General features: G+C 62.4%; 22 protein-coding genes. 13 read left to right on the top strand and 9 right to left on the bottom strand.

Going from position 1 to position 22831, the window contains the following annotated elements; translation table 11 throughout:
- Positions 1–56 precede the first annotated feature (56 nt).
- The 3 genes from AC27VO_RS05685 to AC27VO_RS05675 all read right to left on the bottom strand — a co-directional run bounded on the left by AC27VO_RS05685 (position 57) and on the right by AC27VO_RS05675 (position 2449).
- The gene (locus AC27VO_RS05685; RefSeq protein WP_488665744.1) at positions 57–692 is read right to left on the bottom strand and encodes a response regulator; all 636 of its coding nucleotides are present in this window, start codon (positions 690–692) and stop codon (positions 57–59) included.
- Positions 693–697: 5 nt separating this feature from the next.
- Entirely contained in the window at positions 698–1933 is a 1236-nt protein-coding gene (locus AC27VO_RS05680; protein ID WP_488665743.1) for a PAS domain-containing sensor histidine kinase, read from the bottom strand.
- Positions 1934–2116: 183 nt separating this feature from the next.
- On the bottom strand, positions 2117–2449 hold the full coding sequence (locus AC27VO_RS05675; RefSeq protein WP_488665742.1) for a YqcC family protein: 333 nt from the start codon (positions 2447–2449) through the stop codon (positions 2117–2119).
- A gap of 300 nt (positions 2450–2749) precedes the next feature.
- On the opposite strand from AC27VO_RS05675, the gene AC27VO_RS05670 reads away from it, so the two are divergent.
- From AC27VO_RS05670 to AC27VO_RS05650, 5 genes are read left to right on the top strand one after another with little or no spacing between them, the layout of a single operon-like run.
- Positions 2750–3613: a branched-chain amino acid ABC transporter permease gene (locus tag AC27VO_RS05670; RefSeq protein ID WP_488665741.1), complete on the top strand. Its 864-nt coding sequence runs from the start codon at positions 2750–2752 to the stop codon at positions 3611–3613.
- 1 nt (position 3614) lies between these two features.
- Positions 3615–4589, top strand: a complete 975-nt coding sequence (locus AC27VO_RS05665; RefSeq protein WP_488665740.1) for a branched-chain amino acid ABC transporter permease — start codon at positions 3615–3617, stop codon at positions 4587–4589.
- A complete protein-coding gene (locus AC27VO_RS05660; protein WP_488665739.1) occupies positions 4576–5340 on the top strand; it encodes an ABC transporter ATP-binding protein in 765 nt (254 codons plus the stop codon). Before AC27VO_RS05665 ends, AC27VO_RS05660 begins: the two co-directional genes overlap by 14 nt.
- The gene (locus AC27VO_RS05655) at positions 5327–6034 is read left to right on the top strand and encodes an ABC transporter ATP-binding protein (RefSeq protein ID WP_488665738.1); all 708 of its coding nucleotides are present in this window, start codon (positions 5327–5329) and stop codon (positions 6032–6034) included. The genes AC27VO_RS05660 and AC27VO_RS05655 overlap by 14 nt, the downstream gene beginning before the upstream one ends.
- Positions 6035–6092: 58 nt before the next feature.
- Positions 6093–7259: an ABC transporter substrate-binding protein gene (locus AC27VO_RS05650; protein ID WP_488665737.1), complete on the top strand. Its 1167-nt coding sequence runs from the start codon at positions 6093–6095 to the stop codon at positions 7257–7259.
- A gap of 176 nt (positions 7260–7435) precedes the next feature.
- On the opposite strand, the gene AC27VO_RS05645 is transcribed toward AC27VO_RS05650, so the two are convergent.
- From AC27VO_RS05645 to AC27VO_RS05635, 3 genes are all read right to left on the bottom strand, one after another.
- Positions 7436–8209 (bottom strand): SDR family oxidoreductase, encoded by a 774-nt coding sequence (locus AC27VO_RS05645; RefSeq protein WP_488665736.1) that lies wholly within the window; start codon positions 8207–8209, stop codon positions 7436–7438.
- 118 nt (positions 8210–8327) lie between these two features.
- Positions 8328–9134 (bottom strand): IclR family transcriptional regulator, encoded by an 807-nt coding sequence (locus AC27VO_RS05640; RefSeq protein WP_488665735.1) that lies wholly within the window; start codon positions 9132–9134, stop codon positions 8328–8330.
- Between the two features lie 108 nt (positions 9135–9242).
- Entirely contained in the window at positions 9243–10013 is a 771-nt protein-coding gene (locus AC27VO_RS05635; protein WP_488665734.1) for a ferredoxin--NADP reductase, read from the bottom strand.
- A 376-nt stretch (positions 10014–10389) separates the two neighbouring features.
- Between AC27VO_RS05635 and AC27VO_RS05630 the strand changes: the two genes are divergently transcribed.
- The 4 genes from AC27VO_RS05630 (at position 10390) to AC27VO_RS05615 (ending at position 15135) form a co-directional block, all read left to right on the top strand.
- Positions 10390–11595 (top strand): ABC transporter substrate-binding protein, encoded by a 1206-nt coding sequence (locus AC27VO_RS05630; protein WP_488665733.1) that lies wholly within the window; start codon positions 10390–10392, stop codon positions 11593–11595.
- A gap of 93 nt (positions 11596–11688) precedes the next feature.
- Complete coding sequence (locus AC27VO_RS05625) at positions 11689–13593, top strand: ABC transporter permease (RefSeq protein ID WP_488665732.1); 1905 nt, start codon at positions 11689–11691, stop codon at positions 13591–13593.
- Positions 13590–14357, top strand: a complete 768-nt coding sequence (locus AC27VO_RS05620; protein ID WP_488665731.1) for an ABC transporter ATP-binding protein — start codon at positions 13590–13592, stop codon at positions 14355–14357. The genes AC27VO_RS05625 and AC27VO_RS05620 overlap by 4 nt, the downstream gene beginning before the upstream one ends.
- Positions 14350–15135 (top strand): ABC transporter ATP-binding protein, encoded by a 786-nt coding sequence (locus tag AC27VO_RS05615; RefSeq protein ID WP_488665730.1) that lies wholly within the window; start codon positions 14350–14352, stop codon positions 15133–15135. The genes AC27VO_RS05620 and AC27VO_RS05615 overlap by 8 nt, the downstream gene beginning before the upstream one ends.
- A gap of 81 nt (positions 15136–15216) precedes the next feature.
- On the opposite strand, the gene AC27VO_RS05610 is transcribed toward AC27VO_RS05615, so the two are convergent.
- Together AC27VO_RS05610 and AC27VO_RS05605 are read right to left on the bottom strand one after the other, a co-directional pair.
- Positions 15217–15819: a glutathione S-transferase N-terminal domain-containing protein gene (locus AC27VO_RS05610; protein WP_488665729.1), complete on the bottom strand. Its 603-nt coding sequence runs from the start codon at positions 15817–15819 to the stop codon at positions 15217–15219.
- A gap of 34 nt (positions 15820–15853) precedes the next feature.
- Positions 15854–17044, bottom strand: coding sequence for a YbfB/YjiJ family MFS transporter (locus AC27VO_RS05605; protein WP_488665728.1), 1191 nt, complete (start codon positions 17042–17044; stop codon positions 15854–15856).
- A 99-nt stretch (positions 17045–17143) separates the two neighbouring features.
- On the opposite strand from AC27VO_RS05605, the gene AC27VO_RS05600 reads away from it, so the two are divergent.
- Positions 17144–18040 (top strand): LysR family transcriptional regulator, encoded by an 897-nt coding sequence (locus AC27VO_RS05600; protein ID WP_488665727.1) that lies wholly within the window; start codon positions 17144–17146, stop codon positions 18038–18040.
- A 17-nt stretch (positions 18041–18057) separates the two neighbouring features.
- Here AC27VO_RS05600 and AC27VO_RS05595 read toward each other — a convergent pair whose 3' ends face one another.
- A complete protein-coding gene (locus AC27VO_RS05595; RefSeq protein ID WP_488665726.1) occupies positions 18058–19596 on the bottom strand; it encodes a YifB family Mg chelatase-like AAA ATPase in 1539 nt (512 codons plus the stop codon).
- A 205-nt stretch (positions 19597–19801) separates the two neighbouring features.
- Between AC27VO_RS05595 and AC27VO_RS05590 the strand changes: the two genes are divergently transcribed.
- The 3 genes from AC27VO_RS05590 (at position 19802) to glcE (ending at position 22820) form a co-directional block, all read left to right on the top strand.
- Entirely contained in the window at positions 19802–20140 is a 339-nt protein-coding gene (locus AC27VO_RS05590; protein ID WP_488665725.1) for a P-II family nitrogen regulator, read from the top strand.
- A gap of 26 nt (positions 20141–20166) precedes the next feature.
- Entirely contained in the window at positions 20167–21522 is a 1356-nt protein-coding gene (locus AC27VO_RS05585) for an ammonium transporter (RefSeq protein ID WP_488665724.1), read from the top strand.
- A 182-nt stretch (positions 21523–21704) separates the two neighbouring features.
- Positions 21705–22820, top strand: coding sequence for a glycolate oxidase subunit GlcE (glcE, locus tag AC27VO_RS05580; RefSeq protein WP_488665723.1), 1116 nt, complete (start codon positions 21705–21707; stop codon positions 22818–22820).
- Positions 22821–22831: the final 11 nt, after the last annotated feature.

The following is a 22831-nucleotide window of genomic DNA, read 5'->3' as shown; positions in this document are numbered from 1 at the left end:
AATCGCTGCACAAACTGCGAACCCTTGTAGTGCCAGCCCTACAAAAGTGCGCTTGGCTATAGCTGCGATGGTTGGTGGAGGGCGTACAGCGTCAGCTCCACATCGTTTTTGGTGCCGGTCTTCTCCAAAATGCGCGTGCGGTAGGTACTGACCGTGTTGCTCGCCAAACTTAACTGAGCGCTGATCTCGGTCACGCTCATCCCCGAAGTCAGCAGCTTGTAGACCTGTTGCTCTCTGTAAGACAGCCCATCGCCCTTGCTGTTGCGGCTCACTGCCATAGCTAGCGCTTGCGCCGTGCCAGGGCTTACGTACAGCCCCCCTGCACCAATCTGGCGCACCGCCTGCACCATGTCATCCGGATCTGCACTTTTGTTGAGATAGCCTTTGGCACCAAGCTGGATGCAGCGCACCGCATATTGCCGATCCGGATAGGTACTGAGCACCAAGGTTGGCAAGTGCGGGTGCGTACGGCGCAATGTGCCCAGCACCGACAAACCGTCTTGGCCGGGCATGGCAATGTCCAGCACCAGCAAGTCGATACGTTGCTGTGGCGCATTCAGGTAGTCCAGCACCGCCTCGCCATCCGCCGCCTCAGCCACCACGCGGATGTCCTGCGTATCTGCAAACACTTGCTTCATGCCTTCGCGCACGATGCGGTGGTCATCGGCCAGCATGATGTTCAATGTTTTCATAGCGCTCAAAGCACCACCTCTGAGGTGGCCGTTTCAGACATTGATAAAGGCACTTGCAAGGTGACACAGGTGCCTTTACCGGGCTGACTAAAGATGCTCAGCTGTCCACCTAACTGCCTTGCCCGTTCGTGCATGCCCATCACGCCATAGGCTTGTGCAGCTTGCCAATGGCGTTGCTCCATCCCTTGGCCGTCGTCACACACTCGCAAATGCAATTGCTGATTGCGGCAATGCAGTTGCACAGTCAGCTCACTCGCCTGCGCATGCCGGGCCACATTGGTCAAAACCTCTTGGAAGATGCGGAAAATGCCCATTGCCACATTGCCCGCAGGCGCTTCGATGTGGCCCACGTCACAGCGCCAGTGGAACTGAAGCTCACTCTTTTCTGCGCACTCCTGAGCCTGCCACTCCAGCGCAGCCCACAAACCTTGGTGGTCCAGAATGCTGGGGCGCAAGTCGGTGATGATGCGGCCCACGTTGTCGACGGCATCTTCAATCAAGCGCCCCATGCTGTGGCACTTGCGCTGCAGCAATGCATGCCAGTCGCTGGCTGGGGCGCTCTGCGTGGCAGCCGCAGAGGCCAAGCGCTTTTCCATCCATTTCACATCAAGTTTGAGCGCTACCAAAAGGCTGCCCAGCTCATCATGCACCTCGCGGGCAATGCGGGTGCGCTCTTCTTCGCGGATGTGTTCGGAGTGCGTGCTCAGCGCTTGTTGCTGGCGCAGCGCTTCATGCAAGGCTTGCGTGCGCTCTTGCACACGGGCCTCCAGCGCTGCATTGGCGGCTTCTAGCGCTTGTGCCGCAGCGCGGCGCTCGGTGATGTCCACAAACGTGACAACAGCGCCCTGAGGTTGCCCCTCACTATTGAGCAGCGGGTAGCTGGTGTACTCCACCGCAAAGCTGGTGCCGTCTTGACGCCAGAACACCTCAGAATCAATGCGGCAGCCTGTACCGTGGCGAAAAGCGCGGTAGATGGGGCAATCAGCATCGGAGTAAGCACAGCCATCGGCATGGCTGTGGTGCGTCAACGCATGCATATTGCGCCCCAAGACGTGCTCGGCAGGCCAGCCAATCATGCGTGCACCCGCAGGGTTGATGAAGGTGCAGTGGCCCTCCGTGTTCACACCAAACACCCCTTCACCCGTGGCTGCCAGCAGTTGGGCATGCAACATGGATTGGGCCGCAGCATCGTCACCACTAGCAGCCCGGACACTGGGAGGAAAAGGCAAGGTCAAAGACATGCACGCAGTGCAAGCAAGCACTGTGCCTTCGCAGCCGGGCAGCGTATGCGCGGACCGGGAATGCTCTTAAAAACAGAGCTTTATGTGCTTGTCAGTATTGAAGCTGGATACTTTTTAACTAGCAACTCAAAGACTGGCGAGCGCAAGCAGCTATTTAAGCCATAGCAGGCTTGCGCTGCACGGTCAGGGCTGGCTCAACGTCTTATCAATATCTGCCAGCACTTGCAGTGCCACGCCATGCGCACCGCCGGGGAAGCGGCCATTCCACTCATGCTCCGCCAAGGGCTGCACGCTGCAGTTGCCGGGCAATGCCCCTTGTGCATCCAGCAAGGCATGCAGGCGCGGCACAAACACCCATTGCAGCCATTGCTCGACCTTCAGGGTGTCATACATAAACGGCATGGTGGAAGCCAGCGCCTCAGGGCTGGGGGGCTGCGTGCCCCATAGCGAAGCGGCGCGCAATTCGGCTTCCAGTTGTTGCAGCTGTTGGCGCAAGAGGGTGGATGTATCGCTCATAGAGGGTGATTTTGCGCTTTCCGGCCAAGCCCTGGTGGGGCACCGTTATTACCCTCATAAGGTTTCCCCGTGGCTGGCGTCAACTGCGTTACAGGCGGGTTGGTGAATTCGTCGGGGTTTGCCCGAAAAGTTCCGCACAGCGGAATTTTCCGCTGGTTATTTGCCTATGCACGTCCTACGCTGAACTGGCAACGGGTCCACAAAGGATCGGTTCCGTACAGACAAGGAGACAGGGATGCATGACAACACCATGGTGTGCCGCGCTGCCATGCGCGGGCGTCAACCGGGCGGGAGGGCGTGATGGACGTTTTTCTGCAGCAAGTGCTCAATGGCCTGACATTGGGCGGTATCTACGGCTTGGTGGCGCTGGGGCTGACTCTGGTCTACGGCATCTTGCATGTGCCTAACTTTGCACACGGCGCGTTCTACATGATTGGCGCGTTCGTAGCTTTCCATGCCATGAACGCCTGGGGTCTGGGCTATTGGCTGGCCATGGTGGTCGCCGCGGGCGTGGTGGCGCTGATGGCGGTGATCAGCGAGCGGCTGGTGTTCAACCCGCTGCGCAACGCCTCGGGCATTCATCCCATGATTGCGGCGATTGGTGTGCTGCTGTTTCTGGAAGCAGCGGCACAAGCCCTCTGGGGGGCAGATTTCCAGCGCATGCAAACGCCCTATACGAGCATTGTGGACCTGGGCGGCATCACCGCCCCTGCCCAGCGGCTGTTGATCATTGCCGCAGCCTTTGCGCTGATGGTGGCGCTGCACCTGTTCCTGACGCGCACGGTGGTGGGCTCCACCATCATTGCCATGGCGCAAAACCGCGATGGCGCTTCCATCGTGGGCATTGATGCCAACCGTGTCGCCATGCTGACCTTCGCCATCTCCGGCGTGCTGGCGGCGGTGGCTGCCACGCTGTATGCACCCATCAACTTGGTCTATCCCGCCATGGGCCATCTGGTGATCACCAAAGCCTTTGTGATCATCATTTTGGGTGGCATGGGCAGCATTCCTGGTGCCATTGTGGGTGGCCTGATCATCGGGTTTGCCGAGAGCTTTGGGGCCTACTACGTGTCTACCGATTACAAGGACATCATCGCTTTCGTGCTGCTGGTGGTGATTCTGTCGATGCGCCCAGAGGGCTTGTTTGCAAAGAGAGGGCGCTGAGATGCAAGGCTTTATCGATAGCAAATTGGCGTGGGGGCTGCTGCTGGCCGCCAGCCTCGCATTTCCCTGGGTGGCGGGCAATGACTACCACCTGACGGTGATGAGCACCGCGTACATCTTCGCGATTGCCACGCTGGGGCTGAATCTGGTGACGGGTTATGCCGGTCAGCTCAATCTTGCGCATGCGGGGTTCATGGCGGTGGGGGCCTATACCGTCGGCATTCTGACCGTGGACCACGGCTGGAGCTTCTGGGCTGCCTTCCCCATGGCAGGCATCATCAGCGCCTTTGTGGGCTACTTTGTCGGCATTGTTTCGCTGCGGCTGAAGGGGCACTTTTTCTCGATCTTCACGCTGTGCGTGGGCTACATCATGTTTTTGGTGATCGAGAAGTGGGAGAGCCTCACGCACGGCACGGTGGGCATCATGGGCATCCCTGCGCCGGAGCCCATCGGCTCGGTGGCGTTTGAGTCACCCCTGGCGCTGTACTACCTGATGCTGTTTTTTCTGGTGGTGGCCGTGTGGGTCATGCGCCGCATCGTCAAGTCGTTGCTGGGGCGCACCTTCATTGCCATTCGCAACAGCGATGAGCTGGCGGAGGCGCTGGGTATCAACCTCATGCGCAACAAGGTGCTGGCCTTCATGTTGAGCGTGTTTTACGCCGGCATGGCGGGTGGGCTGTATGCCGGTTTTGTGCGCTTCATCGGCCCTGATATTGCAGGCACGCACCACACTTTCGACATGATGATTTTCATGATCGTTGGTGGCCTGGGTACGGTGCTTGGACCGTTGCTGGGCGCGATTGGTATGCCGTGGCTGACGCAGTCGCTGCAGTTTCTGCAGGAGTACCGCTTCATCGTGTTCGGCCCCATCTTGGTGGCACTGGTGATCTTCCTGCCGCAAGGCATTGTGGGAAGTTTTTTGGCGTGGCGCGCACGCCGCAATGCCAAGGAGGGCAAGCCGCATGCTCAAGATTGAAAAACTGACGAAAAAGTTTGGCGGGCTGGCAGCGGTGAACGACGTCAGCACCGTGATCGAAACCGGCAAGATCAACGCGATCATCGGTCCCAACGGTGCAGGTAAGACCACGTTCTTCAACTTGATCAGCTCCATGCACAAGCCCACCAGCGGCACCATCACGTTCAATGGGCAGGATGTGACATCGCTGCGCCCGGATCAGGTGGCCAAACTGGGGGTGGCACGCACGTTCCAGTCCACAGCCCTGTTCGACAAAGCCTCGGTGCTGGACAACCTGATCGTCGGCCACCGCCTGCGCACCCATTCCGGCCTGTGGGATGTGCTGCGCGGCTCCAGCCGACTGCGTGAGGAAGAGCGCGTGTGCCGTGAAAAAGCACGCGATGCGCTGGATTTCGTGGGGCTGTCCCAGATTGCCCACCGCCTGGCGGGCGACATCACCCAGGAAGAGCGCAAGCGCGTGGCCTTTGCGCTGGCCCTGGCCACCGACCCCAAGCTGCTGCTGCTCGATGAGCCCGCAGGTGGCGTGAATCCGGAAGAAACCGAGGGCCTGGCGCAGCTGATTCGCAAGTTTGTGCAGCACGGCATGACGGTGGCACTGATCGAGCACAAGATGGGCATGATCATGAGCCTGGCCGACAAGATTCTGGTGCTGAGCTATGGCGAAAAAATCGCCGAAGGCACACCTGAAGAAATTCGCCGAAACCCGGCGGTGATTGATGCGTACCTGGGGAGCGAGCATGCTGAAGTTTGACAACGTATCGCTGAAGTACGGCAGCTTTCTCGCCCTCGACAAGATCAGCTTGCAGGCCGCGCCGGGTGAACTGGTGGTGCTGCTGGGGGCCAACGGTGCGGGCAAAAGCTCGCTGTTCTTGACGGCCAGCGGCATCCATCCGGCAGCGGGTGGCTCCATCACCTGGGAAGGCAAGGAACTGGTGGGTAGCAAGCCCTCGGCCATCGTGCAATCGGGTGTGGTGCAGTGCCCCGAAGGGCGCAAGCTGTTCCCCCAGATGAGTGTGCAGAAAAACCTGGAGCTGGGCGCCTATGTGCACCGCCGTGACACCGGGCCCAGCCAGAAGATTTTGCAAGAGGTGTATACGCTCTTCCCCATCCTGCAGCAGAAGAAGGACGACCCGGCGGGCTCGCTGTCGGGTGGCCAGCAGCAGATGGTGGCCATTGGCCGCGCCATGATGGGGCGGCCCAAGGTGCTGCTGCTTGATGAGCCCTCGCTGGGCCTGGCGCCGCTGGTGATCAAGCAGATGTTTGAGGTGATTCAGCGCATCAACCAAAGTGGCACCACGGTGCTGCTGGCGGAACAGAATGCGTTTGCCGCCTTGAAGATTGCCCACCGCGCCTATGTGATGGAGAGCGGGCGCATTGTGCGCGAAGGCAAGCCCGACGTGCTGCTGGCCGATGACTCCATCCGCAAGGCGTACATCGGGGCATGAGTGATTTCGTGAGTTCTGGTTTCGGCAACGCAATACAACCCATCTGAAGGAGACAAACATGCGTGCAACTGATCGATTGAACCGTCGTCAACTGGGCACTTTGGCGCTGGCGTGCGCGGCGGTGTGGGCCGCTCCTGCGATGGCGCAGGAGGTGGTCAAGATTGGCTATTCCGGGCCGCTGTCTGGCGGCGCGGCGCAGTACGGCAAAAATGCGCTGGACGGCATGCTGCTGGCGGCCGATGAACTCAATGCCGCGAATCTGGATGTGGGCGGCAAAAAGGTGAAGTTCGAAATCGTGCCGCTGGACGACAAGTACAACCCGGCCGAAACTGCCATCAACGCGCAGCGCCTGGTGCAGCAGCACAAGACACCGGCCATTCTGGTGCCGCATTCGGGCGGCATTTTTGCGCTGCAGACCACGAATGAGCGCAACAACTTCATCGTGCTGGCCTACAGCTCGGTGCCGCAGATTACCAACCGCGGCAACAAGCTGACGCTGCGCATTCCGCCCGAGTTCACTACCTACATCGAGCCCTTTTCGAAGTACCTGATGGACAACTACGGCAAGAAGGTGGCGATGGTGGGCGCCGACCATGACTACGGCAAGGCGTGGGCCGCAGCGTTCAAGCCCGGCTGGGAGAAGCTGGGTGGCACCGTGGTGGCCGAAAACCCCATGAGCTACAACCGCGCCACGGACTTCTACAGCGGCGTCAGCAAGGCGCTGGCCGCCAAGCCCGATGTGCTGTTTGTGGGCGGTGCATCCGAGCCCACCGCACTTGTGGTCAAGCAGGCGCGTGAACTGGGCTTCAAGGGTGGCTTTCTGGTGATGGACCAGGCCAAGCTCGACGAAATGGCGCGCGTGGTGGGCGGCATGGAAACGCTGGAAGGCGCGATCGGCGTGCTGCCCGTGTCGGCCGACCCATCACCAGCGAACCAGGCCTTCATCGAGCGCTTTGGCAAAAAGTTTGCGGGCCGCGTGCCGGGCTCGGAAGCCTTGTGGAATTACACCGCTGTGCATGCCACCGTCAAGGCGATGCAGCTGGCGGGCTCTGCCACGGACAGCAAGGCCATCCAGGCCAAGCTGGATGCGGCCTACAAGGGGCTGTCGACGGAAGTGAATCCCGGCGGCGTACTGGGTGTGGATGCCACGGGCGGCACGCTGACCACCGAGCGTGGCGGCGCGGTGAAAAACGGCAAGATCATTGTGGTAAAGACCAGCAAATAAGCCGTTCAACGCCACCCAAAGTGGTGAACAAAAAAAGCGCAGCCTTGGCTGCGCTTTTTTCATGGGCAATTCTTGAAAAAAGAAGCAGTTAGCGCTTGTGAATCATGCACTTCCGCATGTTTTGATGCTGAAGTGAAGCCAATGCAATCGCTGGCTGCTCCTGTTTTTAAAAGGCTTTAGATCAGGCTGGCACCACCGTCGAGCACCAGCGCCTGACCGGTCATGTGGCGCGAAGCATCGGAGGCCAGATAGACCACGGCGCCCTTCAGGTCCTCTTCGCCACCAATGCGGCGCAGCGGTGTACGGGCCATCAACTGGTCACCCAGCTTGTCGATCAGGCCGTTGGCCAGTTTGCTGGGGAAAAAGCCCGGGCAGATCGAATTGACGCGAATGCCGTAGTGCCCCCACTCGGACGCCAGCGTGCGCGCCAGGTGCACGGCGGCCGCCTTGGAGGTGTTGTAGGCCACGGTGTTCATGCCGGGCGGTGTGCCTTTCAGGGCCGCCACTGAAGCGGTGATGATGACGTTGCCCGAGCCTTTGGGAATCATCACGCGGCGTGCCACTTCGCGCGTCAAAAAGAAGGGGGCGGACACGTTCAGGTTCATCACCTTGTTCCATGCTTCATCGGGGTAGTCCTCGGCCTTGGCACCCCAGGTGGCACCGGCGTTGTTCACCAAAATATCGATGGTGCCCAGCTTGGCCAGCACGCCATCGACCAGGCCGGGGATGGCGTCAAACTGCTGCAGATCGTTGGTGAAGGTGTGCACCTCGATGCCGCGCTGCTCGAGGTGGGCTTTGGCCTCAGCCAGCTCATCGGCCTTGCGTGCGGTGATGGCCAGCTTGGCTCCCATCTCCCCCAGCGCCTCGGCCATTTGCAGGCCCAGGCCACGTGAACCGCCAGTGATCAGGGCGGTCTTGCCCGACAGGTCGAACAGTTGTTTGACGCTCATTGCTGTGTCTCCTTGTGCTGTGGAAATGGCGATCCGCCCAGCGGAACGCTCGTACCAAACCATCGTAGGAGTGCGCGCGCCAAAACACTGTCCTGTGCGCTACTTGCGGCGTGCGGGATTACGCTTGGTAGATGGCCTGCTGCAGGCGGCGCACCATGCGCTCCAGCTCGGGCTTGGCGCGCTGCATCAGCGTGTCGGAAGAGATCAGGCGCGCCGGGCCGCCGCAGCTGATGGCCATCAGGGGCAAGCCACGGCCTGGCGAAAAGGCCAGCGCAATGGCGTTCACATGCGGGTGCCAGTCACCAAAGGATGTGGTCAGCCAGGGGTGGGGGCGTTCATGGTGCTGCGGCCACTGCGGCTGCAGCTGTATGGCCGCATCCCACTGGTCGGGGGCATGGGCTTGCAGATAGTCCAGCGCCTGTTGGCGCTCGGCCAGGGGGCAGGCGGCCAGCCAGGCGCGGCCTATGGCGGTGGTGCCCAGCGGCAAGCGCGTGCCAATGTCCAGGTCCGAATCCATGGGCAGTGGGCTGGGGCAGTGCTCGATGTAGACCATGTTGTGCCGATCCCGCGTGGCCAGTGCCACCTCAGTCTGCGTCAGATCGGTGAGCTTTTGCATCAAGGGCCGCGCCAGCTTGCGCACATCCAGACCGGAGAGCATGGCGCTGCCCAGCGCCAGCGTGGCCGTGCCCAGGCGGTATTTGCCCTCCTCGGGTACATGGATCAGATAGCCCAGCGCGGTCAGCGTGTACGTCAGGCGCGAGACCGTGGATTTGGGCAGGCCACAGCGCTTGGCAATGTCCTGGTTGCCCAGCAGTTTTTCGCCGGAGCGAAAGCACGACAGCACATCCAGACCGCGTGCCAGGGCGGTGACGTAGTTGCGGTCCAGGGGCGGTGGCGTTTCGGCAGATACAGAAAATGCAGGCATGCTGCAAATTATGGAAACCCTGAACTTGTCGCGCTACAGGGCTTTCGCTGACAAAAAAGCCGACCGGCACGGTGGCAGCGGTCGGCTTTGCAGGCAGCGGTGAAGGGCTTACTTCTCGACGAAAGCGCGCTCAATCACAAAGTCACCAGGGGTGGTGGTGTTGCCTTCCTTGAACCCGCGGTGCTCCATCATTTCCTTGAGCTGGGCCAGCATGGCGGGGCTGCCGCACAGCATGACGCGGTCGGTCTCAGGGTTCAGCGCGGGCAGGCCAAGGTTCTGAGGGAAGACGTTGTTGTTGATCAGGTCGGTAATGCGGCCCTTGTTGCGGAATTCTTCGCGCGTGACCGTGGGGTAGTAGTGCAACTTGCCCTTGACGATGTCGCCGAGGAATTCATGCTCGGGCAGCTGCTCGAACATCTCCTGGTAGGCCAGTTCTTTGACTTCGCGCACGCCGTGCACCACGACCACGTTGTCAAATTTTTCATAGGTCTCGGGGTCGCGTGCCACGGCCAACCAAGGGGCCAGGCCGGTGCCGGTGCCGATCAGATACAGGTTCTTGCCGGGCAGCAGGTAGTCGATCAGCAGCGTGCCTGTGGGCTTCTTGCCGACGATGACGGTGTCGCCCACCTGAATGTGCTGCAGGCGCGAAGTCAGCGGGCCGTCTTCCACCTTGATTGACAGGAACTCCAGGTGTTCTTCGTAGTTGGGGCTGGCGATGGAGTAGGCGCGCAGCAGGTTCTTGCCGTCGACCTTCAGGCCAATCATGGTGAAGTGGCCGTTGGAGAAGCGCAGCGAAGTGTCACGGGTGGTCGTGAAGGAGAAAAGACGGTCCGTCCAGTGGTGCACGGACAAGACGCGTTCTTCGAGAAAAGCACTCATGATGAAACAAAAGACAGAGGATGCAAAAAAACGGGCACGGCATGCCCGGGCTTCAATAGCCGGGTGGCGAACCCTGAGAAGCTGCGCGATATGCGCAGTGGGTATAGCGGGCCGACTTTTTATACTTCAAACCACTATTGTCCGAGAAATGCCAGTGTGCAGGTGCGCTTGCGGGCTTTGATTTGAGATGGATTAGTAATAAGCACGTGCACCAGGCGTAAAAAGCGACGCGCGGCTTGACATCGATTAACGCTCGCAATTAGCATAAAAGGCATGTGCACGGTGTGGAAGACAGCGGCGCATTTTTTTGAGTACTAAATATGCTCAATTTGAGTATTAGTGAATCGGGTGCCCACCGCACCGAGGAGGAAGACCTATGCAACTGCGCTGGACTGTACCGGCCGTACTGGCCCTGGTGGCTGCCCCTGTCTGGGCAGCGCAAGGTGTGTTGAAGATTGGCGAAGTCAACAGCTACAAGGCCATGCCCGCTTTTCTGGAACCCTACAAAAAAGGCATGGACCTGGCGGTGGCGCAAATCAACGCCAGCGGTGGCTTGCTGGGCAAGCAGGTGGTGCTGGTCACGCGCGATGACAACGGCAACCCCGGCGATGCGATCCGTGCTGCCGAGGAGCTGTATGCACGCGAAAAAATCGATGTGCTGACCGGCAGCTTTTTGTCGCACGTAGGCATGGCATTGACCGATTACGCCGGGCAGAAAAAGCGCTTTTTCCTGGCGTCCGAGACGCTGACCGACAAGGTCGTTTGGGAAAACGGCAACCGCTACACCTACCGCCTGCGTGGCTCCACGTACATGCAGACAGCCATGCTGGTCAAAGAGGCGGTCCAGCTGAAGAAAAAGCGCTGGGCCATCGTCTACCCCAACTACGAATACGGCCAGTCGGCCGTAGCTACCTTCAAGAAGCTGATGAAGGAAGCGCAGCCGGACATCGAATTCGTGGCCGAACAAGCGCCTGCCCTGGGCAAGATCGACGCCGGTTCGGTGGTGCAGGCGCTGGCTGATGCCAAGCCCGATGCCATCTTCAACGTGCTGTTCTCGGTCGATCTGGGCAAGTTCGTGCGTGAGGGCAACACACGTGGCCTGTTCAAGGGCCGCAGCGTGGTGGGTCTGCTCTCGGGCGAGCCGGAATACCTTGATGCGCTGCGCCAGGAAGCGCCGGAAGGCTGGATCGTCACCGGCTACCCCTGGTATGCCATCCAAACCGCGGAGCACGATGCTTTCCTGAAGGCCTACCAGGCCAAGTTCAAGGACTACCCGCGTCTGGGCACCATCGTGGGCTACAACGCCATCCAGTCGCTGGCCGCAGGCATCCAGAAAGCCGGCAGCACCGACACCGAAGCGCTCATCAAGGCCTTCAAGAGCCTGGATGTGGCGACGCCATGGGGCACCATCCACTACCGCCCCCAGGACAACCAATCCACCATGGGTGCCTATGTGGGCAAGACCACCTACAGCAAGGACATGCAGCGCGGCATCATGACCGACTTCTACTACGCCGACGGCAAGGACTACCAGCCCACCGACGCGCAGGTGAAGCTGCTGCGCCCTGCCAGCGCGCAATAATTCGCGCCCCACCTACAGCCACCTGCATGTGCAGCGCGCACATTGGGTGGCTTTTGCATACCTGATTGTTTTTGCGTTGGAGGAGCACCTCAGATGAGTGCATCCGGCCTGTTGGCCCAATTGCTCAATGGACTGGCCAGTGCCTCGTCGCTGTTTCTGGTGTCCGTTGGGCTGTCGTTGATTTTTGGTGTCACACGCACCATCAACTTTGCCCATGGTTCGTTCTTCATGCTGGGCGCCTACCTTGCGTTCTCCAGTGTGGAGACCCTGGCGCCCACCATCGGCTTCTGGCCTGCGCTGCTGCTGGCCCCGCTGGTCTGCAGTGTGCTGGGGGCTTTGACCGAAATCGGCCTGCTGCGCCGTATTTACCGCGCGCCCGAGCTGTTTCAGCTGCTGGCCACATTTGCGCTGGTGCTGGTGCTCAAGGATGCGGCCCTGTGGCTGTGGGGGCCTGAAGAACTGTTTGGCCCGCGCGCAGCGGGGCTGGAGGGCTCTATCGACATTCTGGGGCGCCAGTTTCCAAGCTACGACCTGCTGCTGATTGCCGTCGGCCCTGTGGTGCTGCTGGGTCTGCACCTGCTGCTCACCCGCACGCGTTTTGGCACCTTGGTGCGCGCTGCCACGCAAGACCGGGAAATGGTCGGTGCGCTGGGCGTGAACCAGGCCTGGCTGTTCACGGCGGTGTTTGCCCTGGGCACGCTGCTGGCCGGGCTGGCCGGTGCGCTGCAGCTGCCGCGTGAACCCGCCAGTCTGGAGATGGACATGACCACGATTGGCGCGGCCTTTGTCGTGGTGGTGGTGGGCGGTATGGGCAGTATTCCGGGGGCGTTTGTGGCGGCGTTGCTGATTGCGGAAATCAAGGCCGTGTGCATCTGGCTGGGCGTGCAAGAGGTGGCGGGGGTGAGCATTTCGTTCTCCAAGCTCACGCTGGTGGTGGAGTTTCTGGTGATGGCCGCCGTGCTGGTGTGGCGCCCCTGGGGCCTGATGGGGCGGCCCCAACCCACAGCGCGCCACAGTGGCCAGCCTGAGCAGCCGCTGCACCCTGCAGGCCGCCCCGCCACGCTGGCCTGGGGTGCGCTGGTGCTGGGTTTGCTGGTGCTGCCCCTGCTGGCCGGGGAAGGCAGCTATGCCACCGTGCTGCTGACCGACATGCTGATTGCCGCGCTGTTTGCGGCCAGCTTGCATTGCATCCTCGGCCCCGGTGGCATGCACTCGTTTGGCCATGCGGCCTACTTTGGCCTGGGTGCGTATGGAGCGGCGCTGGCTGTGCGGGCGCTGGATTTGCCCATGGAAGCCGCCCTGCTGTTTGGCCCCTTGGCTGCTGCTGCCGGGGCCTTGCTCTACGGCTGGTTCTGCGTGCGGCTGAGCGGGGTGTATCTGACGATGTTGACCCTGGCATTCGCCCAGATCACCTGGGCCATCGTGTTCCAGTGGGACGGTTTCACCGGCGGCAGCAACGGCCTGACCGGCGTGTGGCCCAGCGACTGGGCATCGTCGGCCGAACACTTTTACTGGCTGGCTCTGGCGCTGTGTGTACTGGGCGTTTATTTGCTGCGCCGCATGCTGTTTTCCCCGCTGGGCTACGCGCTGCGCGCGGCGCGGGATTCGGCACTGCGGGCCGATGCCATTGGCCTTGATGTGCGGCGCATCCAGTGGACGGCGTTTGTCGTGGCCGCAGGTTTTGCGGGCGTGGCCGGGGCGCTGTTTGTGTTCTCCAAGGGCAGCGTGGCGCCCGACAGTCTGGGTGTGACCAAGAGCGTGGATGGCTTGGTCATGGTGCTGCTGGGCGGTATCCAGACGCTGGCAGGGCCGGTGGTCGGCTCGGCGGTCTTCACCTGGCTGCATGACACGGTGGCCCGCAACACCGATTACTGGCGCGCCATGATGGGGGCCGTCATGCTGGTGCTCGTCCTGCTGTTTCCTCAAGGTATTTCGGGGTTTGCGCAGCAACTGCAAGCGCTGATAGCTCCCAAAAACAAAGCACAGGAGGCTGCATGACCGCATTGCTGCAAGTGCAGGGCATCCACAAATCCTTTGGCGGTGTGCAGGCCGTGCGCGATGTGTCGTTCACCCTGCAAGCCGGAGAACTGCTGGCCCTGATTGGCCCCAATGGGGCGGGCAAGAGCACCACCTTCAACATGGTGGGGGGGCAGCTGACACCGGATACGGGTCACGTGCTTTTGAACGGCGCACACATTGCGGGTTTGACCCCGCGCGCCATCTGGCGCCAGGGCGTGGGCCGCACCTTTCAGATTGCACAGACGTTTGCTTCGCTGACCGTGGTGGAGAACGTGCAGATGGCGCTGCTCTCACACGACCGCCGCATCTTTGCCTGGTGGCCGCGTGCGGCGCAACACCGCCGTAGCGATGCCCTGGCGCTGCTGGAACAAGTGGGCATGGCTGCGCAGGCCGATCGCCCGTGCAGCGAGCTGGCTTACGGTGACGTCAAACGCGTGGAGCTGGCCATGGCGCTGGCCCACCAGCCGCAACTGCTGCTGATGGATGAGCCCACCGCCGGTATGGCCCCGGGCGAGCGTGTGGCGCTGATGCAGTTGACCCGCCAGCTGGCCCAAGCGCGTCGCATGGGCGTGCTGTTTACCGAGCACAGCATGGACGTGGTGTTTGGCCAGGCCGACCGCGTGGCGGTGCTGGTGCGCGGGCAGTTGCTGGCCGAAGGCACACCGCAACAAGTGCGCGATGACGCACGCGTGCAGCAGGCTTATTTGGGCACGGGCTTGGTGCTGGAGAAAAACAATGAATGAAGTTGATAGCTACCAGCGCTTGCCAGATATGCCTGAAGTGCCAAAAACACCTGAAGAACCTTTGCTCCATGTGGAAGGCTTGAACGCCTGGTATGGCGCGGCGCACATTCTGCATGGCGTGTCGCTGACCGTGGGGCGCGGCGAAGTGGTGGCGCTGATGGGGCGCAATGGCGCGGGTAAATCCACCACGCTCAAAGCGCTGGCGGGTCTGGTGGAACGGCGCGAAGGAAAAGTTCTTTTCATGGGTGCTGACCTGCGTCGCAAAGCACCCCACCAGATTGCGCAAAAAGGTCTGGGCTATGTGCCGGAAGACCGCCGCATCTTTACCGAGCTGACGGTGCTGGAAAACCTGGAAGTCGGGCGCCAAGCCGCACGCGCATGGCCGGGTGGGCAAGCCCTGCCGCACTGGACGCCTGAAAAGCTTTTTTCGTTATTCCCCAACCTCGGCGAAATGCCGGATCGCCACGGTGGCCAGATGAGTGGGGGTGAGCAGCAAATGCTGACCGTGGCGCGCACGCTGATGGGCCAGCCTTATGTGGTGTTGCTCGACGAACCGTCGGAAGGCGTAGCGCCCATCATCGTCGAGCAGATGGCGCAAACGATTTTGCAGCTCAAGGCGCAGGGCATCGGCATCTTGCTCAGCGAGCAGAACCTGCCCTTTGCCCAGGTTGTGGCCGACCGCGCCTATGTGCTGGAAAAAGGCCAGATCGTGCACCAAGGCCCCATGGCGGATCTGGCAGGCAACGCCGCGGTGCGCCAGCAGTATTTGGGGGTGTGAGCGGTTCAGGCTTCAAAAGCCTGCAAACCCATATTCTGCTTGCGCAGGCTGCTCTTTTTGTTGCGTGAGAGCAGCGCGCTGTCAGGCAAATGCGGTGCTGGCCAGGCTGGTGCGCTGCTCGGTGGGCTGCAACCAGTGGTGCAGGCGGGGATAGACTGCCGGGGCCAGCAGCGCAGGCAGACGAAACCGCACATAGGCCAGCGCCACGGCGGTGGTGATCTGGTCCAGCGTGATCGCCGCTTCCAGCGCAGCGGGTGGTGCGCTTTCCCACTGCGCCAGCACACGGGCCATGGCGGCCAGACGGCGTTGGCCCATCACGCTGGCATCGGCCATGGCGGCGCCATCGTTTTTGCGGGCGATGACGACGTTGAACGCAGCCTCCATCAAGCCATAAGCCACGCTGGTGCGTGCCAGCACGGTGCTGGCTTGTGCAGCAGGCACCAAGGCTGGGCCGCTGCCGATCTGATCCAAATATTGCGCAATCAGCAGCGACTCGGAAATGGCGTGGCCATCGTCCGTAACCAACACGGGAATGCGCGCTTGCGGGTGCTGGGCCAGCAAGGCGGGGTCGTTGTTCCACGGGTCACACCAGACCAGCTCGATTTGCTGGATCAGCCCTTTTTCCATGGCGACCACGCGCGCCAAGCGTGCGAAGGGAGAGGTGGCGTTCAGAAACAGTTGCATGGTGATGCTTTGAAAAAAGAAGAGCTGCTAGCGCTTATGAAGTCTGGGCTACAGGCGTTTTCGACTTGGAGAAAAACACCAGCACTGCGCCCAGCGCCAAAGCGCTGGCGCCCCAGATGAACTGGCTGCGGTAGCTGCCGGTGGTGGCGTAGATCGTGGCCATCAGGTAGCCCGCCAGGGCCTGAAACAGTGCAAATGCCGCAGTGGCGTAGCCCCACATGCGCTTGTGGCGCGCAGGGCCGATCAGCTGCATCAGATAGCCGGAGGTGATGGCCGCCATGCCCGGCGAGAGTGCGCCCACCACAAAGCCGGACAGCGCGTGACTGGCAAACCCGGCGGTGAACAGCGGCAGCGCAATGGCGGTGGCCTTGAGTGCATACGCGCCCGTGGTGGTGCGCCACCAGCCCCAGCGGGTGGCGCACAGGGAAGCGCACAGCGGCCCGGCGACGGCGCCCAGCCCAAAGAATGCCCACTGGGTAGAGGCATAGGCCGCGCCGTGGTGCAGCTCGCGCGCCAGATAGTCCACCCAGAACACCGTGTGTGGCACAAAGCCAAAACCGTCGGTCACATAGGCCAGCAACACCAGCACCACCGGGGCGGTCCACAAGGCACTGGGCAGTGCCAGCGGCACCGCTGACGCGGTGATGGGTATGGGGGCCGGCGCAGGCAGGCGGCGCGAATGGCGCTGCCCCCACCACAAGGCTGCGGCAGACACGGCGGTCAGCCCCCACCACACGGCGCTCAGGCTCAGCTGTGCCAGGGTGGGAACCAGTGTGGCCGAGAGCAGTGCACCCACGCCAATGCCGCAAAACATCAGGGGGCCGAGCGCTGCCCGCCGTGCCAGGGGCGTGGCGGCCATGGCCACCGAGGGGCCCAGCACCATCAGTGCGGCCCCGGCAATGCCGGACAGCAGGCGCCAGCCAAAAAACACCGGCATGGGCTGGGCAAAGCTGCAGCCCGCAAAGCTCAGTACCACCGTCACCCAGCAGGCCACCAGCACGCGCGTGGCGCCCAGCCGCTCGGCCAGCGGTGCGGCGGCCAGCGCACCGATCAGATAGCCCAGCAGATTGGCGGCCCCCAGGTAGGCCACCTGTTCCCCGGTGAACCAGCCAGCCAGCACCATCTGCGGCATCAGCGCCGTGTAGGCAAAGCGGGCCAGCCCCACGCCGCTGAGCGTGGCCAGAAACCCAGTGAGAAACAGCGGAAGCTCAGCGCGACGGATCACAGCACACCCTTGAAGTCTTGGCGGCAGATTAAGGGCTTGCACCCATCATGTCCAGTGATTGAAAATGAAAGCAATCATCTTGTTTTGTGATTGAAGACCATGCAACTCAAATCCCTGCGCATGTTTGAGACCGTGCACCGCACGGGCAGCTTTGGCGCGGCGGCGCAGCAGCTGCACACGGTGCAGTCGAATGTGACGGCGCACATCAAGAAGCTCGAAGATGAGCTGCACGTGCAGTTGCTCGAGCGCAGCAGCACCCCCGTGCGGCTGACCCCGGCGGGCCATACCTTGCTGCCCCATGCACAGCGCCTGCTGGACACCCACGACACCACCTGCGCGCTGTTTGCTGGGGCATTGCCGCCCGCCGGTCGCCTGCGCATTGGCGCGATGGAGAGCACGGCGGCCCTGCGCCTGCCTGCGGTGCTGGCGCAGGTGTACCAGGCGCACCCGCACATCGACCTGGAATTGCGCACCGGGCCTACGGCAGCGCTGCTGCAGGACTTGGGGCAGGGCATGCTGGACTGCGCCCTGGTGGCCGGGCAGCCCCCCCACCCGCGCTGGTGGTCGCGGCCGGTGTTTGCGGAAGAGCTGGTGCTGGTGGGCCCGACGCCCATGACCGCCTTGCCCACCCCGCAGACCTTGCTGCACACCCCGTTCCTCGCTTTCCGGCAGGGCTGCAGCTACCGTCAGCGCATTGAGCTGCTGCTGGCACACGAGGGCATCACCTCGGCGCGGATCATGGAGATGGGCTCGCTCGATGCCATCTTGGGCTGTGTGGCTGCAGGGATGGGGTTCGCGCTGATGCCGCTGGCATTGATTGAAGCCCAGCAAGCGCGTTTTGGCGTGCATTACCTGCGCCTGCCGCAACCGCTGCGCAGCCAGATCGGGTTGGCTGAAACCTGGCTGGTGGCGCCAGAACTTGCGGGATGGTCGCCCCAGCTGCATGCGCTGGTGGCGCTGCTGCAGCCGCATGCAGCCACGCTAACACCCGCTTGAGTGCGCCGTAGGGTGCTCTAGGGTGTGGTGTGCAGCAGGGCCCGGCGGTACTGCATGGCCTCGGCCACGTGGGCCTGGCCTACGCTGGGGCTGCCTGCCAGGTCGGCAATGGTGCGGGCCACGCGCAGGGCGCGGTGGGTGGCACGGCTGCTCCAGCCCAGACGGTCTGCCGCTTTGCGCAGCAGCTGGGCGGCGCTGTCTTCCAGTTGCAGGTGCTGATCCAGCGTCTGGCCTTGCAGCGCCTGGTTGCAGCAGCCCTGGCGCTGCTGCGCCAGGGCACGTGCCTGGCTGACGCGGGCGCGCATTGCGGCGCTGGGCTCGCCGCTGCGGGCACCCAGCAAATCCTCGGCAGGAATGTGCGTGACTTCCACGTGCAGATCGATGCGGTCGAGCAGCGGGCCGCTGATCTTGCTTTGGTAGCGCGCTACCTGATCGGGCGTGCAGCGGCAGCTGCGCTGGGTGCTGCCCCAGAAGCCGCAGGGGCAGGGATTCATTGCGGCAATCAGCTGAAAGCGGGCCGGAAACTCGGTGCTGTGTGCGGCGCGGGCAATCGTGATGCGCCCGGTCTCCAGCGGCTCGCGCAGCGCTTCCAAGGCGCTGCGTGAGAACTCTGGAAACTCATCCAGAAACAAGGTGCCGCAATGGGCATAGGAGATTTCGCCGGGCTTGGGGGGCGAGCCGCCGCCGACCAGGGCTACCGCGCTGGCCGTGTGGTGCGGGCTGGCAGTGCGGCGCAGCCCCCATTCATCTGCTTTGAAGCGGCCGCAGACGCTGGCAATGGCCGCGCTTTCCACGGCTTCCTGTTGGGACATGGGCGGCAGGATGCTGGCAAAGCGCTGGGCCAGCATGGATTTGCCCGAGCCCGGCGGCCCCACCATCAGCACGCCGTGGCCGCCGGCGGCGGCAATTTCCAGCGCGCGTTTGGCGGGCGCCTGGCCCTGTACATCACCCATGTCGGGTAGCACGGCCTGCGTGGCTGGTGGCGGCGCGGGCATGCGGCGCCAGCCGGTGGCCGGTGCGTTGTCGCTGTGCGCACGGGCGGGCAGAAACTGCGCCACCACATCCAGCAAGTGCTGCGCGCCATACACCTCGGACTGCGGGGCGCAGGCAGCTTCGGAGGCGCTGTCCATGGGCAGCACCAGCCGCACGGCCACCTGCTGCATGTGCAGCGCCAGGCTGGTGGCCAGTGCGCCGCGCACCGGGCGCAGCTCTCCAGACAGCGACAGCTCTCCGGCAAATTCCCAGCCTTGCAGCTGGCTGGCATCGATATGACCGCTGGCCGCCAGAATGCCCAGCGCAATGGGCAGATCAAAGCGCCCGGAATCCTTGGGCAGATCGGCCGGTGCCAGGTTGACGGTGATGCGCTTGTTGGTGGGGAACTCCAGCCCGCTGTTGGCGATGGCGCAGCGCACGCGCTCGCGGGCTTCCTTGACTTCCACTTCGGCCAAACCCACCAGCGAGAAACTGGGCAGCCCATTGGCAAGGTGCACCTCCACGGTGACAGACGGCGCTTGCAGCCCGAAAAGGGCCCGGCTTTGCACGCTGGCCAAGCTCATGGCGTGTTTCTCCCTAAAACGGTGCGTAAAAAAGCAGCAATTCCCCCATTTGGGTTGCACCATGTTGGTGCTTGCGCCTGTTTCTCTTCGAAACAATGGTGAACGGGGCTGCTTTGCGCTTCAAGGCCGCTGGTTGGCACGCTCCCTGCTTAAAGGGCTTGTCACAGAACTTTTTACAACTTCCCGCTTCCCGGAGGAACGTCTTATGAAAATGGTGTCAGCCATCATCAAGCCCTTCAAGCTCGACGAGGTGCGCGAAGCGCTCTCGCAGCTTGGCGTTCAGGGCATCACAGTCACCGAGGTCAAGGGTTTTGGTCGCCAGAAGGGCCATACCGAGCTGTACCGTGGCGCTGAATATGTGGTGGATTTCCTGCCCAAGGTGAAGCTGGAAGCGGCCGTCGATGACGCCGTGCTGGAGCAGGTCATTGAAGCCATCGAAGGCGCAGCCCGCACCGGCAAGATCGGTGACGGCAAGATCTTTGTATACAACTTGGAACAAGTGGTGCGCATCCGTACCGGTGAGACCGGCAAGGAAGCCCTGTAACGCAACCCTTTAGGCAAGAGACTGACATGAAAAAATCGCTTCCTGCAATTTCACTGGGTCTGGGCCTGATGGCCGCTGCGACCAGTGCTTTCGCCCAAGAGGCTGCGCCTGCGGCCGCCGCCGTAGTGGAAACCGTGGCTGCTGCCGCTGTCGAGGCCGCACCAGCGCTGAGCGCTGGTGACACCGCCTGGATGCTGACCTCCACCATGCTGGTGATCCTGATGATCATCCCCGGCCTGGCCCTGTTCTACGGAGGTCTGGTGCGCTCCAAAAACATGCTGTCCGTGCTGGCACAGGTGTTTGTGATCTTCTCGCTGATCACGGTGCTGTGGGCCATCTACGGCTTCTCGCTCACCTTCGGTGGCGAAGGCAAGTTCTACGGTGACTTCAGCAAACTGTTCCTGGCTGGCATCACGCCAGACACGCTGTCCAGCGCACTGAGCACCATTCCTGAATACGTGTTCGTGGCCTTCCAGTCCACTTTTGCAGCCATCACCGTGGCGCTGATCGTGGGTGCTTTTGCTGAACGCATGAAGTTCTCGGCCGTGATGATCTTCTCCGTGCTGTGGTTCACCTTCAGCTACATCCCCATGGCCCACATGGTGTGGGGCGGCGGTTTGCTGGCGGAAGACGGCGCGCTGGACTTTGCGGGCGGTACCGTGGTGCACATCAACGCTGCGGTAGCCGGTCTGGTGGGTGCCTACATGGTGGGCAAGCGCATTGGCTTCGGTAAGGAAGCACTGCCTCCACACAGCCTGACACTGACCATGGTTGGCGCATCCCTGCTGTGGGTGGGCTGGTTCGGTTTCAACGCAGGTTCTGCGGGTGCAGCCAACGGTACTGCGGGTCTGGCATTCATCAACACCATCTTGGCAACTGGCGCTGCTGCTGTGGCCTGGATCGTGGCTGAGACCCTGCACAAGGGCAAGGCCTCCATGCTGGGTGCAGCCTCCGGTGCGGTGGCCGGTCTGGTGACGATTACTCCCGCCGCTGGCTTCGTGGGCCCCATGGGTTCCATCGTGATGGGTTTGATCGCTGGCCCTCTGTGCCTGTGGGGTGTGTCTGGCCTCAAGCGCATGCTGAAGGTGGACGACGTGTGCGACGTGTTCGGCGTGCACGGTGTGGGCGGTATCCTGGGTGCGATCCTGACCGGCGTGTTCTGCGCTTCGGGTCTGGGCGGTGTGGAGCCTGAAGGCTTCAACATGGCACACCAAGTGTGGGTGCAGTTCAAGAGCGTGATCGTCACCATCGTGTGGTGCGGCGTGGTTTCCTACATCTGCTTCAAGATCGCAGATATCCTGGTGGGTCTGCGTGTGGCTGAAGATGCTGAGCGCGAAGGTCTGGACATCACCTCGCACGGTGAGTCGGCCTACAACCGCTAAGCATAGGTACAGGCCGTACAGGCGGTCTGTGGAGTGTGCTTGAGCCGCCCCTTGGGGCGGCTTTTTTGTGGGCGCAGCAGGGTGCAACGCGCGGCAGTGTGGCGCTGATTCACGGCGGGCATTCAAAAAATTCACATGGCCGCTGCAGGCAAATTGCCGAGACGCGGCTACGATTTAGCACCATGGATGCCGCCCTTCACCAGACCCTTGAGCGCGTACGCGCTGCCCTTGCTGACTCCTCGCCGCTGCGCATTCGCGGTGGTGGCAGCAAAGACTTTCACGCGCTGCAGTTGCAGGGCGACATTGTGGACACCCGCGCGTTGAGCGGCATCGTCAGCTACGAGCCCAGCGAACTGGTGGTGACTGTGCGTGCGGGCACCCCGCTGGTTGAGCTGGAAGCTGCGCTGGCCGCACAGGGCCAGTGCCTGGCCTTTGAGCCGCCGCACTTTGCGGACCAGGGTGCACAGGCCACGGTGGGCGGTATGGTGGCTGCGGGCCTGAGCGGCCCGGCCCGTGCCAGCGTGGGCGCGGTGCGTGATTTTGTGCTGGGTGCCGAAATCATCAACGGCAAGGCCGAGCTGCTGCGTTTTGGCGGCACCGTGATGAAGAACGTGGCCGGCTATGACGTCTCGCGCCTGATGGCAGGCAGCTGGGGCACGCTGGGCCTGATCACCGAAGTCAGTTTGAAGGTGTTGCCTGTAGCGCCTGGCGAAGCCACGTTGCGCTTTGACGGTATCAGCCAGGCCGATGCCCTGCAGCGCCTGAACGCGTGGGGTGGCCTGCCGCTGCCTCTGAACGCCAGCTGCTGGGTGGACGAGGGCGGTGTGGGCATGCTCTACGTGCGTCTGCGTGGGGCCATCGCTGCGGTGGAGGCAGCGTGCAAGCACATGGGGGGCATGCGGTTGGAGAGCGCGCAAGTCGCGCCGGATTGGGCGGCATGCGGCGAGCAGACACTGCCCTGGTTTACCGCGCGAACGGCGGCAGACTGCCTGTGGCGCCTGTCGTTGCCGCAAACCGCTGCCGCCTTGGTGCTGCCTGCGGGTGTGGCCGCACCGCTGGTGGAGTGGCACGGAGGCCTGCGCTGGGTGCAGGCACCGCGCAGCATGGGGGGCGCGCTGAAAGACTTGGTGCAATCCGTGGGTGGAAGTGCTTCTCTATTCAGAGCTGAAAGCGCTGGTGAAATAAGCGCAGAAGCCATTTTTGACCCGAAACTTGCAGCCATGCAGCGCATCCAGGCGCAGCTCCAACAGGCGTTTGACCCGGCAGGCATCTTCAACCCGGGGCGCGCAAGCGCCTGAGGGGCACGGCC

The organism is Comamonas sp. 14P8.1.4 (genome assembly GCF_057799285.1).
Note: the sequence above shows the minus strand (reverse complement) of the source record. Positions and strands in the feature narration are given on the sequence as shown.